This is a genomic window from Pseudomonas vranovensis (genome assembly GCF_040438935.1).
GTDB classification, from domain to species: Bacteria; Pseudomonadota; Gammaproteobacteria; order Pseudomonadales; family Pseudomonadaceae; genus Aquipseudomonas; species Aquipseudomonas vranovensis.
The window spans coordinates 3,192,443-3,213,622 of record NZ_CP159259.1 but is presented as its reverse complement, the minus strand read 5'-3'; the positions used below and the strand labels follow the sequence as shown (position 1 = coordinate 3,213,622).

The 21,180-nt window shown below is 61.4% G+C and carries 15 protein-coding genes and 1 pseudogene; 8 read left to right on the top strand and 8 right to left on the bottom strand.

What is annotated here, in order from left to right; genetic code table 11:
* Positions 1-28: 28 nt before the first annotated feature.
* The 3 genes from uraD to ABVN19_RS14905 all read right to left on the bottom strand — a co-directional run bounded on the left by uraD (position 29) and on the right by ABVN19_RS14905 (position 1,806).
* The gene (gene uraD / locus ABVN19_RS14915; RefSeq protein WP_028945418.1) at positions 29-544 is read right to left on the bottom strand and encodes a 2-oxo-4-hydroxy-4-carboxy-5-ureidoimidazoline decarboxylase; all 516 of its coding nucleotides are present in this window, start codon (positions 542-544) and stop codon (positions 29-31) included.
* On the bottom strand, positions 544-1,470 hold the full coding sequence (gene puuE, locus ABVN19_RS14910; protein WP_028945417.1) for an allantoinase PuuE: 927 nt from the start codon (positions 1,468-1,470) through the stop codon (positions 544-546). The genes uraD and puuE overlap by 1 nt, the downstream gene beginning before the upstream one ends.
* 183 nt (positions 1,471-1,653) lie before the next feature.
* Positions 1,654-1,806 (bottom strand): hypothetical protein, encoded by a 153-nt coding sequence (locus tag ABVN19_RS14905; protein WP_353632758.1) that lies wholly within the window; start codon positions 1,804-1,806, stop codon positions 1,654-1,656.
* A 61-nt stretch (positions 1,807-1,867) separates the two neighbouring features.
* Here ABVN19_RS14905 and uraH point away from each other — a divergent pair, with 61 nt between their 5' ends.
* Entirely contained in the window at positions 1,868-2,221 is a 354-nt protein-coding gene (gene uraH / locus ABVN19_RS14900; protein ID WP_028945416.1) for a hydroxyisourate hydrolase, read from the top strand.
* Between the two features lie 279 nt (positions 2,222-2,500).
* Here the strand turns inward: uraH and ABVN19_RS14895 are convergent, their stop codons facing one another.
* Entirely contained in the window at positions 2,501-3,820 is a 1,320-nt protein-coding gene (locus ABVN19_RS14895) for an NCS2 family permease (RefSeq protein ID WP_245219119.1), read from the bottom strand.
* Positions 3,821-4,209: 389 nt separating this feature from the next.
* Between ABVN19_RS14895 and ABVN19_RS14890 the strand changes: the two are divergent.
* Positions 4,210-4,990, top strand: a pseudogene (locus tag ABVN19_RS14890) (GntR family transcriptional regulator); the annotation flags it as partial.
* 172 nt (positions 4,991-5,162) lie between these two features.
* Positions 5,163-5,861 (top strand): aquaporin Z, encoded by a 699-nt coding sequence (gene aqpZ, locus ABVN19_RS14885; protein ID WP_028945413.1) that lies wholly within the window; start codon positions 5,163-5,165, stop codon positions 5,859-5,861.
* On the opposite strand, the gene guaD is transcribed toward aqpZ, so the two are convergent.
* The 4 genes from guaD to xdhA form a co-directional block, all read right to left on the bottom strand.
* The gene (gene guaD, locus ABVN19_RS14880) at positions 5,858-7,162 is read right to left on the bottom strand and encodes a guanine deaminase (RefSeq protein WP_105641566.1); all 1,305 of its coding nucleotides are present in this window, start codon (positions 7,160-7,162) and stop codon (positions 5,858-5,860) included. The genes aqpZ and guaD overlap by 4 nt on opposite strands.
* Before the next feature lie 10 nt (positions 7,163-7,172).
* Positions 7,173-8,018, bottom strand: coding sequence for a xanthine dehydrogenase accessory protein XdhC (xdhC, locus tag ABVN19_RS14875; RefSeq protein ID WP_028945411.1), 846 nt, complete (start codon positions 8,016-8,018; stop codon positions 7,173-7,175).
* Positions 8,019-8,108: 90 nt separating this feature from the next.
* Entirely contained in the window at positions 8,109-10,505 is a 2,397-nt protein-coding gene (xdhB, locus tag ABVN19_RS14870) for a xanthine dehydrogenase molybdopterin binding subunit (protein ID WP_105641565.1), read from the bottom strand.
* Complete coding sequence (gene xdhA, locus ABVN19_RS14865; protein ID WP_028945409.1) at positions 10,498-11,952, bottom strand: xanthine dehydrogenase small subunit; 1,455 nt, start codon at positions 11,950-11,952, stop codon at positions 10,498-10,500. Before xdhA ends, xdhB begins: the two co-directional genes overlap by 8 nt.
* 272 nt (positions 11,953-12,224) lie before the next feature.
* Here xdhA and ABVN19_RS14860 point away from each other — a divergent pair, with 272 nt between their 5' ends.
* The 5 genes from ABVN19_RS14860 (at position 12,225) to ABVN19_RS14840 (ending at position 21,111) form a co-directional block, all read left to right on the top strand.
* The gene (locus ABVN19_RS14860; RefSeq protein ID WP_028945408.1) at positions 12,225-12,884 is read left to right on the top strand and encodes a GntR family transcriptional regulator; all 660 of its coding nucleotides are present in this window, start codon (positions 12,225-12,227) and stop codon (positions 12,882-12,884) included.
* A 2-nt stretch (positions 12,885-12,886) separates the two neighbouring features.
* Positions 12,887-16,375: a chromosome segregation protein SMC gene (smc, locus tag ABVN19_RS14855; RefSeq protein WP_105641564.1), complete on the top strand. Its 3,489-nt coding sequence runs from the start codon at positions 12,887-12,889 to the stop codon at positions 16,373-16,375.
* A gap of 203 nt (positions 16,376-16,578) precedes the next feature.
* Complete coding sequence (gene zipA / locus ABVN19_RS14850; RefSeq protein ID WP_028945406.1) at positions 16,579-17,454, top strand: cell division protein ZipA; 876 nt, start codon at positions 16,579-16,581, stop codon at positions 17,452-17,454.
* A 97-nt stretch (positions 17,455-17,551) separates the two neighbouring features.
* Positions 17,552-19,906 carry an NAD-dependent DNA ligase LigA gene (ligA, locus tag ABVN19_RS14845; protein WP_028945405.1) on the top strand — a complete coding sequence of 785 codons (2,355 nt, stop codon included), beginning with the start codon at positions 17,552-17,554 and terminating at the stop codon, positions 19,904-19,906.
* A 59-nt stretch (positions 19,907-19,965) separates the two neighbouring features.
* Positions 19,966-21,111, top strand: coding sequence for a putative zinc-binding metallopeptidase (locus tag ABVN19_RS14840; protein ID WP_028945404.1), 1,146 nt, complete (start codon positions 19,966-19,968; stop codon positions 21,109-21,111).
* Positions 21,112-21,180 lie beyond the last annotated feature (69 nt).

The window sequence follows — 21,180 nt, the reverse complement described above, 5'->3', positions numbered from 1 at the left end:
CACTCGGGCCCACGGGCATCGGCGTCCCTTAAAGTTGCAGCAGGCGGAACAGGGCAATCAGGTTGATCTGTGCCAGCGCTTCCTTGAACTCGGCCTCGACCGAGTTGTGGATGCGTTTTTCGAACGCGGCGAGGATCTGGTGCCGGTTGCTGCCTTTAACTGCCATGATGAACGGGAACTTGAACTTTGCTTTGTAGGCGTCGTTGAGTTCGGTAAAGCGCTCGAACTCCTCGGCGGTGCACTGGTGGATACCAGCGCCAGCCTGTTCATTGGTGCTCGATTCGGTCAACTCACCCTGGATCGCGGCCTTGCCAGCGAGGTCCGGGTGAGCGTTGATCAGTGCCAGTTGGGCGTTATGCTCGGCGCTGAGCAGGATGTCGCTCATGCGCTGGTGCAGGGCTTCGATCTGGTCGACTTCCTGCAGCTGGCCCAGGTCGTAGGCCTTTTCGGCAACCCAGGGCGAGTGTTCGTAGATGTCGGCAAAGGCTTCGACAAACGCAGCGCGTTCCAGGGACGAAGGCTTGAGGGTCTTGAAAGCGGTCATTAGGCGTTCTCGGCTTTGTAGGGGTGGGTGGCATGCCAGTGACGGGCGATGTCCACGCGCCGGGCGAACCAGACCTGATCATGGCTCTTGGCGTATTCGACGAAGCGCTTGAGTGCAGCCAGGCGGGCCGGGCGGCCGACGAGGCGGCAGTGCAGGCCGATTGACAGCATCTTCGGTGCTTCGGCGCCTTCTTCGTACAGCACGTCGAAAGCGTCCTTGAGGTACTGGAAGAACTGCTCGCCGCAGTTGAAGCCCTGAACCTGGGTGAAGCGCATGTCGTTGGTGTCCAGGGTGTATGGGATCACCAGGTGCGGCTTGCCGGTCGGGTTGTTCGGTTCCCAGTAGGGCAGGTCGTCGTCGTAGGTGTCGCTGTCGTAGAGGAAGCCGCCTTCCTCCATCACCAGGCGACGGGTGTTCGGGCCGGTGCGGCCGGTGTACCAGCCTACTGGACGCTCGCCGGTGAGCTCGGTGAGGATGCGGATCGCTTCGAGCATGTGCTCGCGTTCCTGGGCCTCATCCATGTTCTGGTAGTCGATCCAGCGGTAGCCGTGGCTGCAGATTTCGTGGCCGGCTTCGGCCATGGCACGGATCACGTCGGGGTGACGCTGGGCGGCCATCGCAACGGCAAAGACGGTCAGCGGGACACCGGTGTCCTTGAACAGCTTGAGCAGGCGCCAGACGCCGGCGCGGCTGCCGTATTCGTAGAGCGATTCCATGCTCATGTTACGAGCGCCCTGCAGGGGCTGGGCGGCGACCATTTCCGAGAGAAAGGCTTCCGATTCCTTGTCTCCGTGAAGAATGTTGCGCTCGCCACCTTCTTCGTAATTGAGCACGAAAGACAAAGCGATGCGGGCATTCCCCGGCCAGCGCGGATGGGGTGGGGTATTGCCGTAACCGATCAGGTCGCGAGGATAATCAGCGCTCACTGCAGTCTTCCTTCTTATACGTGTCAACGGAGGGCGTGGCGCCCGAGGTAGGGTATCGGCCACGTCGATGAGGTGATTGTATACAACTTTGTTTGCGGTTTGTAAGTCTGTTTTTTCGTATTTCTTTGCCTTTTTACCCCGAAACCCCACTGGGAGAGCCCTGCAAGAAACCTGCCTGATCGGTCAGTTAATGACGTTGCCGTCGGCGATTGGCGTGGTTTTTCGACTGATGGCGTATTTACAGAGGGTGAGCGGTGTGCCGGTAAAGAATACAGAATTATTGTGTACAATTTTACAGAAAAATGTCTTAATAATCCGACAGCCGTAAGCTGCCATGCTTCTTCCTGGTGGCTTGCGGGTATTTTTTGCCCACAGATAGAACAGAGGCGAGCAAGCAATGGGACGTTTGACCACGCATGTACTGGATGCCGCTCATGGCTGCCCTGGCAGCTCGATCAAAGTCGAGCTGTACCGGGTCGAAGGCCAGCAGCTGGAACTGGTGAACACCACCCTGACCAACAGCGATGGCCGTTGCGACGCGCCGCTGCTGCAAGGCGACGACTACCGCAGCGGTGTGTACCAGCTGCAGTTCAGCGCCGGCGACTACTACCGTGCTCGTGGCGTGAAGTTGCCAGAGCCTGCATTTCTTGACGTGGTGGTACTGCGTTTTGGCATCAGCGCCGAGCAGGATCACTACCACGTGCCACTGTTGATCTCGCCGTACAGTTACTCGACCTATCGCGGAAGCTAGTTGGTCGCTAGATGAATCTTCGTAGGTCCTTGCCCGCTCACACTGGCGGGCTTTTTTTTGCCTGGAGTTTGAGGGCCCGATCGCGGGGTGAACTCGCCCGCGCCGGCAGGAGCAATTGCTTTGAACCACGACCGCTGTGCGGTCGATTGCAGGCTGTCGCCAGCGGCCACATGGCAATCTGTAGCCGCTGGCGAGGAACGGATTGGCCCGCGAGAGGCCCTCAGGCAATAAAAAAGCCCCACCCGAAGGTGAGGCTTTGGGGTGTTGCAGGCCGCGCGGTTACAGGAACACAAACTTGGCAATGAAGATCGCGGTCAGCACCCACAAGCTCGCCGAGATTTCGCTGAAGCGACCGGTACCGGCCTTGAGTACCACATAGGTAATAAAGCCCAGGGCAATGCCGTCGGCGACCGAGAAGGTCAGCGGCATCATGATCGCGGTGACGATCGCCGGGATGCTGTCAGTCGCCTCGTCCCAGTTGATGTGGGCCATGCTGCCCATCATCAGCATCGCAACGTAGATCAATGCACCTGCCGTCGCGTATGCCGGAATCATCCCGGCCAGCGGGGCGAAGAACATCGCGGCAACAAAGAACAGGCCCACCACGACCGCCGTCAGGCCCGTACGGCCACCCGCAGCAACACCGGCAGCACTCTCTACATAACTGGTGACCGGCGGTACACCCACCACTGCACCAAACACGCTGGACGCACTGTCAGCCTTCAGCGCCCGCGACAGGTTCTCGATGCGCCCGTCTGCATTCACCAGGTTGGCCCGTTGGGCCACGCCCATCAGCGTGCCGGCGGTGTCGAACATATGGACGAAGAGGAAGGCAAATACCACGGCGATCATGCTGACGTTGAACACCCCCGCCACGTCCATGGCCATCCAGGTCGGTGCCAGGCTCGGTGGCAGCGAGAACAGCCCGCCGTATTCCACCAGGCCCAGGCCCCAGCCAGCGAGAGTGACGCTGATGATGCTGATCAGGATCGCACCGAACACCCGGTGGTAGCTGAGCACGGCAATCATCAAGAAGCAGATGGCTGCCAGCAGTGGGCCAGGCTCATGCAGCGAACCCAGCTTGATCAGGGTGGCCGGGCTGTCGACGACAATACCCGCTGTTTTAAGACCGATCAGTCCGAGGAACAATCCGACGCCGGCACCCATTGCATGACGCAGGCTCACGGGAATGCTGTTGAGCAGCCATTCACGCACCCGCGACAAAGTCAGCAGCATGAACAACACCCCGGAGACGAACACTGCGCCCAGTGCAGCTTCCCAGGTGTAGCCCATGGTGCCGACCACGGTATAGGTAAAGAAGGCGTTGAGCCCCATGCCGGGTGCCAGGCCGACCGGCCAGTTGGCATACAGGCCCATCAACAGGCAGCCCAGGGCGGCGGCGATGCAGGTGGCGACGAACGCCGCTCCGTGATCGATGCCGGCATCGGCCATGATGTTGGGGTTGACGAAGATGATGTAGGCCATGGTGATGAACGTGGTGAGGCCCGCGATCATCTCGGTCTTGACGGTGGTGCCATGTAGCTTGAGTTTGAAAATCCGCTCCAGCCAGCTCGTTTCGAGCGGTGGGGCAAGATCCAGCGTAGGGGCTTCGGATTTGCGGCTTTCCACAGCGTGTACTCCTCAAGTCTTTTCTTGTTTTTCAGAGCCGGTCCTGCGCACGCACTAGGGGGTTCTGTGAGGCGGATGGGATGGCAAGCGACCGGACCGTTTGTTGACTTCTGGGTCAGGAAGTTGCACGGGTGGATTATGCGTTTGTATACAAAGAATGCAAATAATGTTTTTGTTGTTGTGCGCAGATAATTTCGCCGAGCAGCTATAAAGGCCATCATCCACTGCAGAAATCCCTGCGGCTGTGTACAATGTGCCCATACCTTAATCGTTTAATTTTCTTACCAAGACTTGCCATCGCCCCACTGGCTGCTATTAAAGTCAGGGTCCGACTGGCGGATCTCCGTGCTCGAGTGCCCATGAACGAACAGCTGCAACCTCTCAAGAAACCAGTGCGTACCGGCAAGGCCGGGCGCAGCGGAACCCAGGACGACATCGTCTACGCGCACATTTTCGAGGCCATTCTCGAACAGCGCCTGGCGCCGGGTACCAAGTTGAGCGAGGAAGCCCTGGGCGAGATCTTTGGCGTCAGTCGCACCATCATTCGTCGCGCCTTGTCGCGCCTGGCCCATGAAAGCGTGGTGCTGCTGCGGCCCAACCGCGGTGCGGTGGTGGCCAGCCCTACGGTCGAGGAAGCTCGCCAGGTGTTTTTCTCGCGCCGCATGGTCGAGCGTGCCATTACCGAGCTGGCCGTCGAGCACGCTACGGCCGAGCAGCTCAATGAACTGCGCCAGATGGTGCGTGAAGAACGCGACAGTTTTTCGCGCGGTGATCGCGGCGCCGGCATCCGCCTCTCTGGCGAGTTCCACCTGAAGCTGGCCGAGGCGGCGGGCAATGCGCCCCTGATCAGCTTCCAGCGCAGCCTGGTGTCGCAAACCTCCTTGATCATCGCCCAGTACGAAAGCGGCAACCGCTCGCACTGCTCCTACGATGAACACATGCAACTGATCGACGCCATCGAGGCCCGTGATGTGAACCAGGCGGTCAGCCTGATGATGCATCACATGGATCACATCGACAGCAAGCTCAACCTCGACGAAGAAAGCGCCTCGGATGACCTGCATGCGGTGTTCTCGCACCTGCTGCAAACCAAGAAGCGCAGTTCGGTACCGGTCAAAGGCTGATTTGAATCGCGGGGCAAGCTCGCTCCTACAGCGTTCTGTGGGAGCGGGCTTGCCCCGCGATGCGTTTGACACCGCTGGCACTTCACCCAGCCTCTGCTAGATTCTCACCTGCTCCACACCGCAAACCTTCATCAAGCAGTTGGGCTTGCACGCGTTGCGTAGAACTTCAACTACTTGAGGACAGGTATATGTCGATGCCCCTGAGCAAACGCATGGGTGCTGAACTGATCGGGACGTTCTGGCTGGTATTGGGTGGTTGTGGCAGCGCGGTGCTGGCAGCGTCACTGCCTGCCGGCATCGGCCTGGTGGGGGTCGCAATGGCGTTCGGTCTCACCGTGCTGACGATGGCGTTCGCCATCGGCCATATCTCCGGTTGTCATCTCAACCCTGCCGTTTCGGTTGGCCTGGTGGTGGGCGGTCGATTCCCGGCCAAGGACCTGCTGCCCTACATCATCGCCCAGGTGATCGGCGCGATCCTCGCCGCTGCCGTGATCTATTTCATCGCCAGCGGCAAGGAAGGCTTCGATGTGGCCTCAGGCCTTGCCTCCAATGGCTATGCCGAGCATTCACCGGCCGGTTACTCACTGGCGGCAGGCTTTGCCAGTGAAGTGGTGATGACCGCGATGTTCATCCTGATCATCATGGGCGCCACCGACAGTCGAGCCCCGGCAGGTTTTGCACCGATTGCCATCGGCCTTGCCCTGACCCTGATCCACCTGATTTCCATTCCGGTCACCAACACCTCGGTCAACCCCGCGCGCAGCACCGGACCTGCGTTGTTCGTCGGCGGTTGGGCGCTGCAGCAGCTGTGGTTGTTCTGGGTGGCGCCGCTGATCGGGGCTGTGATCGGCGGCGCGGTGTACAAGGGGTTGTTCCGCGAACCTTAGCGTTGGTGAACGCAGCGACCGGCAGCGAAGGTCTGCTTGACGGTGCGGTCATCACCCAGGGTCATCAGCACGAACAGCGTCTCATCGATGCTGTTCGATTGCTGGATGCGGTAGTCCATCAATGGCGTGGCCTTGTAGTCCAGCACCACGAAGTCGGCATCGTTGCCAGGCTTGAGGCTGCCAATCCGGTCGTCCAGGCACAGCGCCTGGGCGCCGCCCAAGGTGGCCAGGTACAAGGACTTGAACGGGCTCAGGCGTGCGCCCTGCAGCTGCATGACCTTGTAGGCTTCGTTGAGGGTGTTGAGCAGCGAGAAGCTGGTACCGGCGCCCACGTCCGTCCCCAGGCCCACCTTGACCTTGAACTTCTCAGCCTGTGGCAGGTTGAACAGGCCGCTGCCCAGGAACAGGTTGGAGGTCGGGCAGAACGCTACGGCCGAGCCAGTTTCCGACAGACGCTGGCATTCTTCGTCGCACAGGTGTACGCCGTGGGCGAACACCGAGCGCTCGCCGAGCAGCTTGAAGTGGTCGTAGACGTCCAGGTAACCCTTGCGCTCCGGGAACAGCTCCTTGACCCAGTCGATCTCCTTGAGGTTTTCGCTCAGGTGGGTGTGCATGTACAGGTCGGGGAATTCCCCCAGCAATTGACCGGCCAGGGCCAGTTGTTCCGGGGTACTGGTGGGGGCGAAGCGTGGTGTTACTGCATAGTGCAGGCGACCCTTGCCATGCCAGCGCTCGATCAGCGCCTTGCTTTCGGTGTAGCCGGATTCGGCGGTGTCGGTCAGGTAGTCGGGGGCGTTGCGGTCCATCATGACCTTGCCGGCGATCATGCGCAGGTCCAGGCGTTGGGCCTCTTCAAAGAAGGCATTCACCGACTCGGGGTGAACACTGCCGAACACCAGGGCCGTGGTGGTGCCGTTGCGCAGCAGTTCCTCGACGAAGATCTTCGCAACCTTGTCGGCGTGGGCCTTGTCGGCGAACTGTTTTTCGCACGGGAAAGTGTAGGTGTTGAGCCAGTCCAGCAACTGCTCGCCGTACGAACCGATCATGCCGGTCTGTGGGAAGTGGATATGGGTATCGATAAAACCTGGGGTGATCAGTGCATCCTGGTAGTGCTCGACGTCGATATCGGCAGCGAGGGTCGGCAGCAGTTCACTGGCGTGCCCCAGGGCACTGATCTTGCCCTCGTCGATCACCAGCAGGCCGTCTTCAAAATACTGGTAGGAGGCTTCGATACCAACTTCGGCAGGGTCGGCGACGCTGTGCAGGATGGCGGCACGGTAGGCTTTGCGGGTTGCGCTCATAGGGCTCTCGTCATATGGCTTGGCTGCGCCGTGACGGCGGCAGCAATTGGGCAATCGGGCCGGCATTGGCAGCGGTGTCGTGCTGGCCGAAGCTGGCGTTGTAGGTGGCAATGATTTCTGCAGCGATGGACACGGCGATCTCGATCGGCAATTTGCCCTTGACCTCGGCCAGGCCCATCGGGCAACGCATGCGTTGCATGCGTTCTTCGCTGAAGCCGCGATCGCGCAGGCGATGCTCGAACTTGACCCGTTTGGTCTTCGAACCGATCAGGCCGAACCAGGAAAAATCATTGCGTTTGAGGATCGCAGCGGTCAGCTCAAGATCCAGCTGGTGGTTGTGGGTCATCACAATGCAGTAACTGCCGACGGGCAAGTCGTCGACCTCATCGACCGGCTCTTCGCTGACAATCTTGCTGACCCCTTGCGGGATGTACTCGGGAAACTCCTGCTCGCGCGAATCGATCCAGCGTACCCGGCAGGGCAGCGCGGCGAGCAAGGGTACCAGAGCGCGGCCGACATGACCTGCTCCGAATACCGCGATTTGCGCCTGCACCTGGCCCATCGGCTCGAACAGCAGCACGGTGGCGCCGCCGCAGCACTGCCCCAGGCTGGCGCCGAGGCTGAAGCGCTCCAGATGGGGAGATTCGCGGCGCTCCTCGAGCATCTGCCGGGCGATCTTCATCGCCTTGAATTCCAGGTGCCCGCCACCGATGGTGTCGAACAGCTGCGAGGCGCTGACCACCATCTTGGAGCCGGCATTGCGCGGGGTGGAGCCGCGCTCTTCGATGATGGTCACCAGTACGCAGGGTTCGCCGCGGGCTTGCAGGTCGGCGAGGGCGTTGATCCAGGTGTGCATATTCAGTTACCTGTGTGGTGCCTGTCTGGGCCTCATCGTTGAGCAAGCCCGCTCCTACCGGTAGGAGCGGGCTTGCCCCGCGATGGACGCCTACGGTGTCACGGTCTCGACTTCGGCAGCCGGCTGCTGCGCCGCTACCGCCTGGCGCATCTGCTCGCAACCCCAGAGCACTCGCTCCGGCGTAGAAGGCGCATCGATCTTCGGTTGCACGCGGTAGTCTGCAAGGCTCGCAACCGCGTCCTTGATCGCACACCAGGCGGCGATACCGAGCATGAACGGCGGTTCGCCCACGGCCTTGGAATGGAACACCGTGTCTTCCGGGTTCTTGCGGTTCTCCACCAGCTTGACCCGCAGGTCGATCGGCATATCGGCCACGGCCGGAATCTTGTAGCTGGCCGGGCCGTTGGTCATCAGCTTGCCCTTGGCGTTCCACACCAGTTCTTCGGTGGTCAGCCATCCCATGCCCTGGATGAAGCCACCCTCGACCTGGCCGATGTCGATGACCGGGTTCAGCGAGGCGCCGACGTCATGCAAGATGTCGGTGCGCAGCATCTTGTACTCGCCGGTCAGGGTGTCGACGATCACCTCGGCGCATGCCGCGCCAAAGGCAAAGTAGTAGAACGGCCGCCCGCGAGCCTGGCTGCGGTCGTAGTAGATCTTGGGCGTCTTGTAGAAGCCGGTGCTCGACAGTGACACCTGGGCGAAGTAAGCCTGCTGCACCAGCGACTCGAAGCTGAGGATTTCATCGCGCGCGCGCACATGACCGTTGCGGAATTCGACGTCTTCCTCGCTCACTTTGTACTGGCGGGCGGCAAATTCGGTCAGGCGCTTCTTGAGGATTTCAGCTGCGTTCTGGGCCGCCTTGCCGTTCAGGTCGGCGCCGCTGGACGCTGCAGTCGGCGAGGTGTTGGGCACCTTGTCGGTGTTGGTGGCGGTGATCTGGATGCGCGAAAAATCAACCTGGAACACTTCAGCCACCACTTGGGCAACCTTGGTGTTCAAGCCCTGGCCCATCTCGGTGCCGCCGTGGTTCAGGTGAATACTGCCGTCGGTGTAGATGTGCACCAAGGCGCCGGCCTGGTTGAGGAAGCTGGCGGTAAACGAAATGCCGAACTTGACCGGCGTCAGCGCCAGGCCTTTTTTAAGGATCGGGCTGTTGGCGTTGAAGCGGCGGATCGACTCGCGGCGTTGCTGGTAGTCACTGCTGGCTTCGAGCTCGGCCGTGATTTCCTCGAGCATGTTGTGCTCGACGGTCTGGTAGTAGTGGGTGACGTTGCGCTCGGTCTTGCCGTAGTAGTTGACCTTGCGCACCGCCAGCGGGTCCAGCACCAGGTGACGGGCAATGTGATCCATCACCTCTTCGATGGCAACCATGCCTTGCGGGCCGCCAAAGCCTCGGTAGGCGGTGTTGGAGGCCGTGTTGGTCTTGCAGCGGTGACCGTGGATGGTGGCGTCGCCCAGGTAGTAGGCGTTGTCGGAGTGGAACATCGCCCGGTCGACGATCGAGGCCGAGAGGTCTGGCGAGCAGCCGCAGTTGCCGGCCAGGTCGAAGTTGATCCCGTGCAGGCGGCCGCTGTCGTCGAAACCGACGTCGTACTCGATGTAGAACGGGTGGCGCTTGCCGGTCATCAGCATGTCTTCGACCCGCGGCAGGCGCATCTTGGTCGGCTGGCCGGTGAGGTGGGCAATCACTGCGCACAGGCAGGCAGGGCTGGCGGCCTGGGTTTCCTTGCCGCCAAAGCCGCCGCCCATGCGGCGCATGTCGACGACGATCTTGTTCATCGACACGTCGAGTACTTCGGCCACCAGTTTCTGCACTTCGGTGGGGTTCTGGGTGGAGCAGTAGACGATCATCCCGCCGTCTTCGGTGGGCATTACCGAAGAGATCTGGGTTTCCAGGTAGAAGTGCTCCTGGCCACCGATGTGCAGGGTGCCCTGCAGGCGGTGCGGGGCGCTGGCCAGGGCGCTGACCGAGTCACCGCGCTGGTGGGTATGGCTGTCGAGGACAAAGTGCTTCTTGCGCAGGGCCTCGACCACGTCCAGTACCGGCTCCAGGTCTTCGTACTCGATGATCGCAGCCATGGCGGCGCGGCGAGCGGTGTCCAGGTCACGGGCGGCAACCGCGACCACTGGCTGGCCGACGAACTCGACCTTGTCGATGGCCAGCAGCGGGTCACCGGGCAGCAGCGGGCCGATGTCTTTCAGGCCTGGCACGTCTTCGTGGGTAATAGCAATGCGCACACCTTCAAAGGCGTAGCAGGGGCTGGTGTCGATGCTCAGCACCCGGGCGTGGGCGCGGTCGGACAGGCGCGCATACACGTGCAACTGGTTGGGGAATTCCAGGCGGTCATCGATGTACACCGCTTCACCCGACACATGCTTGTCGGCACTGTCGTGCTTGATGCTGGCGCCTACACCGGTGGTCAGGCCCTGGCTGAACAGTTCGGCCATTTCGGCCTGGCTTTTGGGGGCGTGATGATTAGACATAAGCGGTCACCCGAGTCTCGATGTGCGGTGTTTGCAGTTCGATGAAGTATTTGCGCAGCAGGTTCTGGGCACCGAGCAGGCGGTACTCCTTGCTGGCGCGGAAGTCCGACAGCGGTGTGAAGTCTTCCGCCAGCGCCTGGCAGGCGCGTTCGATGCTGGCCTGGGTCCAGGGCTTGCCGACCAGGGCGGCTTCACAGGCGCGGGCCCGTTTCGGGATCGCCGCCATGCCGCCGAAGGCCATGCGTGCAGCCTCGACTACGCCGTTCTCGATGCGCAGGTTGAAGGCGGCGCACACCGCAGAAATGTCGTCATCCAGACGCTTTGACACTTTGTAGGCGCGGAATGTCCAATCGGCCTTGGCCCGGGGCACGATGATCTTCTCGATGAACTCGCTTTCCTGGCGCGCAGTGATGCGGTAGTCGATGAAGTAGTCTTCCAACGCCAGGGTGCGGGTGCTGTCGCCCTTGCGCAGGACGATCTGTGCATCGAGCGCAATCAGCAGGGGCGGGGAGTCGCCGATGGGCGAGGCGTTGCCGATGTTGCCGCCCAGGGTGCCCTGGTTGCGGATCTGCAGGGAAGCAAAACGGTGCAGCAGTTCGCCGAAGTCGGGGTACTCGCGGCTCAGGGCGTCGTAGCAGTCGGTCAGCGGGGTGGCTGAGCCGATCTCCAGGTGATCGTCCCGGGTTTCGATGCGCTTGAGTTCGGCGACGTTGCCGACATAGATCATCACTGGCAGGGTCTTGTGGAACTGGGTGACTTCCAGTGCCAGGTCGGTACCGCCGGCCAGCAGGCGTGCTTCAGGGTGAGAGCCATAAAGGTCGGCCAGATCGGCCACGGTCAGCGGCACCAGGCAGCGCTTGTCACCGCTGTTGAGTTCGCCGGTCTCGCTGGGTGCGATGGCTTTGAGCCGGGCGATGGTCTGGGCTTCGCCATTGTCGAACTGGTCAGGCTTGGCCTGGCAGCACGATTGCTCGGCGGCAGCGAGGATGGGGCGGTAGCCGGTGCAGCGGCAGAGGTTGCCAGCCAGGGCTTCCTGGGCCTTGTGCAGATCGGGTGCATCGCTGTTCTTTTGCAGGGCAAACAGCGACATGACGAAACCAGGGGTGCAGAAGCCGCACTGGGAGCCATGACAGTCGGCCATGGCCTGCTGCACACTGTGCAGTTCGCCCTGATGCTTGAGACCTTCGACGCTGATCAATTGCTTGCCGTGCAGCGACGAAACGAAGGTCAGGCACGAGTTGAGGCTACGGTAGCGAATGTGCTCGCGGCCATCATCGTCCTGGCTCAATTCGCCGACCACCACGGTACAGGCGCCGCAATCGCCGCTGGCGCAGCCTTCCTTGGTACCGGATTTGCCCAGATGCTCGCGCAGGTATTGGAGCACGGTCAGGTTGGGGTCCAGGGCATGCTCACTGCGCAGCTCCTGGTTGAGTAGAAACTGGATCACGGGAAGGCCTCACACGCGGTTTATTGTTGTTGAGCGGACTGTAAGCAGACTTGATTTTCAGGTCAACAATTTTCTGACCTTCGGGTCAGGAAATTTTCCACGCCATTGCCCACCTGCCACAAGCGCTCTTCTATAGAGCATAGTCCTTGTAGCCACGCCGAATCTTTTGCGCCATTCGTGCCAACTTCTACGCCCTGGCCCCTGCGCGGCGCTGGGGCAAGTGCGCTACAATTCGCCCCTTGTACACAGTTCAATGATTTTGAAGGAAAACCATGACGTTCAAGGCGCCGGACAGCCTCTCCGAGCAAATTGCCCATTACCTGGCCGAGCGGATCATTCGCGGCGAGCTCAAGCCTGCCGAGCGTATCCAGGAGCAAAAGGTCACCCAGGCGTTGAATGTCAGCCGTGGCTCCGTGCGCGAGGCTCTATTGATCCTCGAGCGGCGTCATCTGGTGACTATCCTGCCGCGTCGCGGCGCCCATGTGACCGAGCTCGACGAGCACAATGTGCGCAGTCTCTGCACCCTGATGGGCGAGCTCTATACCTTGCTGGGCAATTCCGTGGCGCAGAACTGGCGCACCGAAGGCGACCTGTCGCCCTTCCTCAAGATTCAGCAGCGCCTGACCACGGCCCTGGAGCGCCAGGACATCCGCGCCTTCGTCGAGGACAGTTTTGCGGTGATGCGCGCGGCATACCCGTTCGCCAACAACCCCTACTTGCAGGAAACCGTCGAGAATCTGCAACCGGCCATGAGCCGTGCCTATTTCCTCGCCCTGGACCAGCGCAAGGCCGAGATGAGTGATTTTCTGGCGCTGTTTGCCAACCTGCTCGAAGCGGTGGTCGCTCGCGACCAGGCGCGCATCCGCACCGTACTGGCGGAGTACTGCCAGCGCAGTTGCGAGCTGGTACTGGCGGCACTGGCGACTGCCTGAGCATGCGCCTCAAGTGCATTCGCCTGGCCGGGTTCAAGTCGTTCGTCGACCCCACCACGGTGAACTTCCCCAGCAACATGGCGGCGGTGGTCGGGCCCAACGGTTGTGGCAAGTCCAACATCATCGATGCCGTGCGCTGGGTGATGGGCGAAAGCTCGGCCAAGAACCTGCGTGGCGAGTCGATGACCGACGTCATCTTCAATGGCTCCACCAGTCGCAAGCCGGTAAGCCAGGCGAGCATTGAACTGGTCTTCGACAATTCCGACAGCACGCTGGTGGGCGAGTATGCCGCCTATGCGGAAATCTCCATTCGCCGCAAGGTGACCCGCGACGCCCAGAACACCTATTACCTCAACGGCACCAAATGCCGGCGCCGTGACATCACCGATATTTTCCTCGGCACGGGCCTGGGCCCGCGCAGCTACTCGATCATCGAGCAGGGGATGATCTCCAAGCTGATCGAGGCCAAGCCTGAAGACCTGCGCAACTTCATCGAAGAAGCCGCTGGCATCTCCAAATACAAGGAGCGTCGGCGCGAGACCGAGAACCGCATCCGCCGCACCCATGAAAACCTCGAGCGCCTGACTGACCTTCGCGAAGAACTCGAGCGCCAGCTGGAGCGGTTGCACCGCCAGGCCCAGGCCGCCGAGAAGTACAAGGAGTACAAGGCTGAGGAGCGCCAGCTCAGGGCGCAGTTGTCGGCGTTGCGCTGGCAGGCGCTGGATGAGCAGGTAGGGCAGCGCGAAGCAGTGATTGGTGACCAGGAAGTGGCCTTCGAGGCCCTGGTGGCCGAGCAGCGCAATGCCGATGCCAGCATCGAGCGCCTGCGTGACGGGCACCATGAGTTGTCCGAGCGTTTTGGCCAGGTTCAAGGTCGCTTCTATTCGGTCGGTGGCGATATCGCCCGGGTCGAGCAAAGTATTCAGCACGGCCAGCAACGCTTGCGCCAGTTGCAGGACGATCTGAAGGAAGCCGAGCGTACCCGCCAGGAGACCGAGTCGCACCTGGGCCACGACCGCACGATGCTCGCCACCTTGGGCGAAGAGCTGGAAATGCTCGAGCCCGAGCAGGAAATCACTTTGGCCGCCGCCGAGGAATCCGCCGCGACCCTTGAGGAAGCCGAAGCCACCATGCATGGCTGGCAGGAACAGTGGGACAGCTTCAACACCCGCTCGGCCGAGCCGCGGCGCCAGGCCGAAGTGCAGCAGGCGCGAATCCAGCAGCTGGACCAGGCCCTTGAGCGCCTGTTCGAGCGCCAGCGCAAGCTGGGCGAGGAACGCGACCAGCTCAATGCCGACCCTGAAGATGCTGCTTTGCTTGAGTTGGCCGAGCAAGTGGCCAGCAGCGAGCTGGTACTGGAAGACCTGCAGCTGCAAGAACTGCAAGTGGTCGAACAGCTTGAAACCCTGCGTGATCAGTTGCAGCAGGCCGTCCTGGCCCAGCAGCAGGCGCAAGGTGAGCTGCAGCGGCTGGGCGGACGCCTGGCGTCACTTGAGGCTTTGCAACAGGCGGCCCTGGACCCGGATTCCGGTACCGCGCAGTGGTTGCGCGACCAAGGTCTCGATCAGCGTCCGCGCCTGGCCGAAGGCCTGCGGGTGGAGCCTGGTTGGGAACTGGCGGTAGAAACCGTGCTGGGCGCCGACTTGCAGGCGGTGCTGGTGGATGATTTCACCGGGCTCGACCTCGCGGCGTTCAGCCAGGGCGATTTGCGTTTGCTTGATGCCTCTGCTGATGGCGCGCGCGTGCCAGGCAGCTTGCTGGACAAAGTTGAGGGGCGGGTTGATCTGGCCCCCTGGCTGGGGCAGGTCCGCCCGGTAGAAAACCTGGAGCAGGCATTGGCCCAGCGCAGCCACCTCGGTGCCGGTCAGAGCCTGGTCAGTCGTGATGGCTATTGGATAGGTCGGCATTTTTTGCGGGTCAACCGTGCCAGTGATGCACAAGGTGGCGTGCTGGCCCGTGGTCAGGAGCTCGAGCGTCTGGGGCTTGAGCGTGTGGAGCAAGAGGCTGCGCTTGAGCAGCTCGACCTCACGCTTGAGCAGTCGCGCGAACAGCAGCAGGCCCTTGAAGAGCGCCGCGAGCAGCTGCGCCGGCATGCTCAGGACGAAGCCAGGCAGCAAAGCGAGCTCAACGCCCGGCTGTCGGCCGGTAAGGCGCGGGCCGAGCAGGTGAGCCTGCGGCGTCGGCGTCTGGAGGAAGAGTTGCTCGAACTGAACGAGCAGCGTGCATTGGAAAGTGAAAACCTCGGTGAATCACGCCTGCAATTGCAGGAGGCCCTCGACCTGATGGCCCTGGACACCGAGCAACGTGAGTTGCTCCTGGCCCAGCGCGACAGCCTGCGGGAGCGCCTCGATCGGGTGCGTCAGGAGGCCCGTCAGCACAAGGATCATGGTCATCAGCTGGCCGTGCGGCTGGGATCGCTGCGGGCGCAGTACGACTCGACCCGCCAGGCCCTTGAGCGCTTGGAATTGCAGTCGGAGCGCCTGAGCGAAAAGCGCGAGCAACTCACGCTCAATCTGGAAGAGGGCGAGGCACCGCTTGAAGAGCTGCGCCTTAAACTTGAAGAGCTGCTGGAAAAGCGCATGAGCGTCGACGAAGAAATGCGTCAGGCGCGCCTGCACATGGATGAGGCCGACCGCGAACTGCGTGATGCGGAAAAACGCCGGACCCAGGCCGAGCAGCAGGCCCAACTGCTGCGTGGCCAATTGGAGCAGCACCGCCTGGAGTGGCAGGGCCTGAGCGTGCGTCGCAAGACCCTTCATGAGCAACTGCAGGCCGACGGATATGACCTGCAGGGTGTGCTGACGACTTTGGGCGAGGCAGCCAGTGAGCAGGAAGCCGAACAAGAGCTTGAGCGCATTGATGCGCGCATCCAGCGCCTCGGTGCGATCAACCTGGCAGCCATCGACGAATACCAGCAACAGTCCGAGCGCAAGCGCTACCTGGATGCGCAGGATGCCGATCTGGTCGAAGCGCTGGACACGCTGGAAAACGTCATTCGCAAGATCGACAAAGAAACCCGCAACCGCTTCAAGGATACCTTTGATCAGATAAATGCCGGATTACAGGCACTTTTCCCAAAAGTTTTCGGTGGTGGCAGCGCTTACTTGGAACTGACGGGCGAAGATCTACTCGATACAGGGGTGACAATCATGGCGCGGCCGCCGGGCAAGAAGAACAGCACCATTCATTTGCTCTCGGGTGGTGAAAAAGCGCTGACTGCCCTGGCCCTGGTTTTCGCCATTTTCAAACTCAACCCGGCACCGTTCTGCATGCTCGATGAAGTCGATGCACCACTGGACGATGCCAACGTCGGGCGATATGCCAAGCTGGTCAAGGAAATGAGTCAGACTGTGCAGTTCATCTACATCACCCACAACAAGATAGCCATGGAGATGGCTGACCAGTTGATGGGCGTGACCATGCATGAACCGGGTTGCTCACGTCTTGTTGCAGTTGATGTAGAAGAGGCAATGGCCATGGTCGACGCCTGATTTTGTGGGATACGGCGTGAACCTGCAGTAAATGGGCCTGTCAGTTGCGACAGACGGTGTAAAGTTATCTTTGGTCGTGCTAGCTTAATGTCACTTATCTTTTGCGTGGGTAAAACGCCTGTCAGAACATAGAGTTGGCGCCACGTTTTAAAGGGGTTTAAACCCTTTATTTTTCAGCATTTTTTACAGAGGCACGGGATTACATGGAAATCGGTCTGCGCGAGTGGCTGATCGTCATCGGCATCATTGTCATTGCCGGTATTCTTTTTGACGGCTGGCGCCGTATGCGCGGCGGCAAGGGCAAGCTGAAATTCCGTCTGGATCGCAGCTTTTCAAACCTGCCTGACGAAGAAAGTAGCGGCGGTGCAGAAGTGTTGGGCCCGCCACGGGTGCTGGACAACCATAAAGAACCCGAGCTGGATGAGCATGACCTGCCGTCCATGAGTGCGCCTGCCCGCGAGCGTGACAACAAGCCCAAGGCTTCCAAGCGCAAGCGTGGCAACGAACCCCAGCAGGGCGACCTGAACCTGGCCGCCGAACCGCGTGAGCGCGAGCCTGACCTGTTCGCCAGTGTTGACGACGATTTCCCGGATGAGACCCGTAGCAGCAACGGCTACGGTGCCAACGAAGCTCGCGACCTGCCGCCCGTCGAAGAAGTGCTGGTGATCAGTGTGATTTCCCGTGACGAAGGTGGCTTCAAGGGGCCGGCCCTGCTGCAGAACATCCTCGAAAGTGGCCTGCGCTTCGGCGAAATGGATATCTTCCACCGTCACGAGAGCATGGCCGGTAACGGCGAGGTGCTGTTCTCCATGGCCAACGCGGTCAAGCCCGGCGTATTCGACCTGGACGATATCGATCACTTCAGCACCCGTGCCGTGAGCTTCTTCCTCGGCCTGCCAGGGCCGCGCCATCCGAAGCAGGCCTTTGACGTGATGGTGGCTGCCGCACGCAAGCTGGCCCACGAGCTCAACGGCGAGCTCAAGGATGACCAGCGCAGCGTGATGACTGCCCAGACCATCGAGCATTACCGCCAGCGCATCGTTGAGTTCGAGCGTCGTGCGCTGACTCAGAAACGCTAAAATCATCACCCCCGGTGGGAGCGGGCTTGCCCCGCGATGAAGCCCCAAACGCAAGAGCAGCCCCGGCTGCTCTTTTGCTTTGCAAGAGAATACGAACATGACTGCCCAATCCCGAATCCTTGAGTTGCGTGCCGAGCTCGATCAGCACAACTACCGCTACTACGTGCTCGACGAACCCAGCGTGCCGGATGCCGAGTACGATCGTCTGTTCAACGAACTCAAGGCCCTGGAGGCCGAGCACCCGGAACTGGTGACCGCTGATTCGCCCACCCAACGCGTTGGCGGTGCAGCGTTGTCGGCATTCAGCCAGGTGCGTCACGAAGTGCCGATGCTGAGCCTCGGCAACGCCTTCGAGGAAGACGACCTGCGCGAGTTCGACCGTCGGGTGGTCGAGGGCCTGGATCTGCCGGCGGGAGATCTGTTTGGTGGCGGTGCGGCGGTCGATTACAGCTGCGAGCCCAAGCTCGACGGCCTGGCGGTCAGCTTGCTGTACCGCGACGGCCAACTGGTGCAAGGCGCAACCCGTGGCGACGGCACAACCGGTGAAGACATCAGTGTCAACGTGCGTACCGTGCGCAACATCCCACTCAAGCTGCAGGGTGAAGGCTGGCCAGCCGTGCTTGAGGTGCGCGGCGAGGTGTACATGTCCAAGGCCGGTTTCGAGCGCCTGAACCAGGCGCAGATCGAGATGGGCGGCAAAACCTTCGCCAACCCGCGCAACGCCGCTGCCGGCAGCCTGCGGCAACTGGACTCGAAAATTACCGCCAGCCGACCGCTGGAGTTCTGCTGCTACGGGTTGGGCCAGGTGTCGGCGCAGATCGCTGATACCCATATCGGCATCCTGGAGCAGCTCAAGGCCTGGGGCATGCCGATCAGCCGTGAGCTTCGTCATGCCGCGGGTATCGCCGAATGCCTGGAGTACTACCGTGACATTGGCCAGCGGCGCAATGACCTGCCGTACGAGATCGACGGCGTGGTGTTCAAGGTCAACAGCCTGGCCTCTCAGCGTGAACTGGGCTTTCGCGCCCGAGAGCCGCGTTGGGCCATCGCCCACAAGTTCCCGGCCATGGAAGAACTGACCGAAGTGCTGGATGTGGAATTCCAGGTCGGTCGTACGGGGGCGGTGACCCCTGTGGCCCGGCTCAAGCCTGTCAAGGTGGCCGGTGTCACGGTGTCCAATGCCACCTTGCACAACATGGACGAAGTGGCGCGCCTGGGCTTGATGATTGGCGACACCGTGATCATCCGCCGTGCCGGCGATGTGATCCCTCAGGTCATGCAGGTGGTCACCGAGCGTCGCCCGGCTGATGCCCGTCCAGTCCATATCCCTGGCGAATGTCCGGTGTGTGGCTCGCAGGTCGAGCGCACGCAACTGGTCAAGCGCAGCAAAGGCAAGGAAACCGTCAGCGAAGGCGCGGTGTACCGTTGCGTTGGCCGCCTGGCCTGCGCCGCACAGCTCAAGCAAGCCATCATTCACTACGTTTCGCGGCGGGCGATGGACATCGAAGGCCTGGGCGAGAAGAGCGTCGAGCAACTGGTGGACGAGGGGCTGATCCGCTCGCCGGCCGATCTTTATCAACTGACGTTCGAGCAGGTCGTCGACCTTGAAGGCTTCGCCGAGCTGTCGAGCAAGAACCTGCTGGCAGCCATCGAGGCCAGCAAGCGGCCTGGCCTGGCACGTTTCATCTATGCCTTGGGTATTCCTGATGTCGGCGAAGAGACGGCCAAGGTTTTGGCTCGATCACTGGGTTCGCTGCAGCGGGTCATGGCAGCGTTGCCGCAGGTGCTTACCTACCTGCCGGATATCGGTCTGGAAGTCGCCCACGAGATCCACAGCTTCTTTGAAGACGAGCACAACCGCACGGTCATCGCGCAACTGCTCGAGCGTGGCCTGGAGTTGCAGGATGAAGGCGAGCTGGCGGCCGAGTTTGCTGCCAGCACCACCCTGGCCGGGCTGATCGCCAAGCTGGACATCCCTTCGGTAGGCCCGACCGGCGCCGAGAAACTGGTGACCAAGCTCGATAGTCTGGAAAAGATTATCGCTGCCGATGGCATCGACTTGCGCCAGGCGCTGGCCGCCAAGCCGGCCGAGGCGGTGCGCACCTTCTTCCAGGTGCCTGCCAATGTGGAACTGGCACTGACAATCGAAGCGCAGTTGCGCGCGTTCGGCATGCACTGGTCGAGCGAGAAAAAGGTCGCGGCCGGGCTGCCGTTGGCTGGACAGACCTGGGTGTTGACCGGCTCGCTGGAACGCATGAGTCGCGATGTTGCCAAGGACAAGCTCGAGAGCCTCGGCGCCAAGGTTGCCGGGTCGGTTTCAGCCAAGACGCACTGCGTGGTGGCCGGGCCTGGTGCAGGATCGAAGCTTGTCAAGGCCAATGACCTTGGCGTGAAGGTGCTGGACGAGGATGCGTTCGTGGTGTTTCTCGGTGAACATGGCATCGAGGCCTGACAGCGATAAACACAACGTTACCCATGGTCTAGTCTTGGCGGGCAGCCAGGAGGATCAGCATGTATCGTTTTTTCGAGCAGTTGGGGGCCCGGATCGCGGCCCCTTTTGCCAGCCAGGCGCAGCGTCCGGACCGCGTCTGGCAGTGTCAGTGCGGCCAGTCGGTGTTCTTTCGCAACAGCCAGTGCCTGGCCTGTCAGTCGGCGCTCGGCTACTGGCCGCTGAGCAACCGGGTTGCGAGTCTGTTGCCGGGAGCGGAGGAGGGCGCCTGGCTGCTTGATGGAGAGTCGGAGCTCGGCCCCCTGCGTCGTTGCGCCAACCTCGATACTCCCGCAGCCTGCAACTGGCTGCTGGCGGCCGATGAGCCACACAGCCTGTGTCTGGCCTGCCGCCTGAATCGGACGATTCCCGATCTTTCCCTTGCTGAAAACCATCCGCGCTGGCGCAAGCTGGAAACCGCCAAGCGTCGTCTCGTTGCACAACTGTTGCACTTGGGCCTGCCAGTCGAGCCCAAGACCGAGGGCGAGGGCCCCGGGCTTGCCTTCGACTTCATCGGCATCGACCTTGAAGGCAACGCACCCATCACTGGCCATGCCAACGGCCTGATTACCCTGGATGTGCGTGAAGCCGATGACGACTGGCGCGAACGGGTGAGGGTGCAACTGCATGAGCCTTACCGAACGCTGCTTGGCCACCTGCGTCACGAAGTGGGGCATTACTACTGGGATCGGCTGGTTGCCAATAGTGAATGGCTCGACGGCTTTCGCCAATTGTTTGGCGACGAGCGCGAAAGCTACAGCGAGGCTCTTGAGCGGCATTACCAGCAGGGTGCGCCGAGCGACTGGGCACTGGCTCACGTGAGTGCCTACGCCACCATGCATCCCTGGGAAGACTGGGCTGAAACCTGGGCGCACTACCTGCACATGACCGATGCGCTGGACACCGCCCTGGCCCTGGGCATGAACGCCCGAAGCCTGGAACTGGATTATCCGCCTTACCAGGTGCAGGACCTGTTTCGGCCGGAAGATCCGGGCGCCAGGGATTTTCTTGCCTTCATCAACGCCTGGGTCGAGCTCTCGGCCATGCTCAACGAACTGTCGCGCAGCATGGGGCAGGTGGATTTCTACCCGTTCGTGCTGTCGTCGGCGGTGGTGGCGAAACTGCACTTCATCCACCTGTGCGTGACCGGAAACCCGCCAAGTCATTGAGTAGTGATGATTTTTTATCAACTAAAGGTTGTATCTTGGCCTCAGGCCGGTACAATGGCGCGGCTCGTC

Excerpts from the sequence above, each read along its gene's own strand:
- uraD (WP_028945418.1), bottom strand. The coding sequence starts at position 544 with ATGACCGCTTTCAAGACCCTCAAGCCTTCGTCCCTGGAACGCGCTGCG.
- ABVN19_RS14905 (WP_353632758.1), bottom strand. The coding sequence starts at position 1,806 with ATGGCAGCTTACGGCTGTCGGATTATTAAGACATTTTTCTGTAAAATT.
- uraH (WP_028945416.1), top strand. The coding sequence starts at position 1,868 with ATGGGACGTTTGACCACGCATGTACTGGATGCCGCTCATGGCTGCCCT.
- aqpZ (WP_028945413.1), top strand. The coding sequence starts at position 5,163 with ATGTCGATGCCCCTGAGCAAACGCATGGGTGCTGAACTGATCGGGACG.
- guaD (WP_105641566.1), bottom strand. The coding sequence starts at position 7,162 with ATGAGCGCAACCCGCAAAGCCTACCGTGCCGCCATCCTGCACAGCGTC.
- xdhC (WP_028945411.1), bottom strand. The coding sequence starts at position 8,018 with ATGCACACCTGGATCAACGCCCTCGCCGACCTGCAAGCCCGCGGCGAA.
- xdhB (WP_105641565.1), bottom strand. The coding sequence starts at position 10,505 with ATGTCTAATCATCACGCCCCCAAAAGCCAGGCCGAAATGGCCGAACTG.
- ABVN19_RS14860 (WP_028945408.1), top strand. The coding sequence starts at position 12,225 with ATGACGTTCAAGGCGCCGGACAGCCTCTCCGAGCAAATTGCCCATTAC.
- smc (WP_105641564.1), top strand. The coding sequence starts at position 12,887 with ATGCGCCTCAAGTGCATTCGCCTGGCCGGGTTCAAGTCGTTCGTCGAC.
- zipA (WP_028945406.1), top strand. The coding sequence starts at position 16,579 with ATGGAAATCGGTCTGCGCGAGTGGCTGATCGTCATCGGCATCATTGTC.
- ligA (WP_028945405.1), top strand. The coding sequence starts at position 17,552 with ATGACTGCCCAATCCCGAATCCTTGAGTTGCGTGCCGAGCTCGATCAG.
- ABVN19_RS14840 (WP_028945404.1), top strand. The coding sequence starts at position 19,966 with ATGTATCGTTTTTTCGAGCAGTTGGGGGCCCGGATCGCGGCCCCTTTT.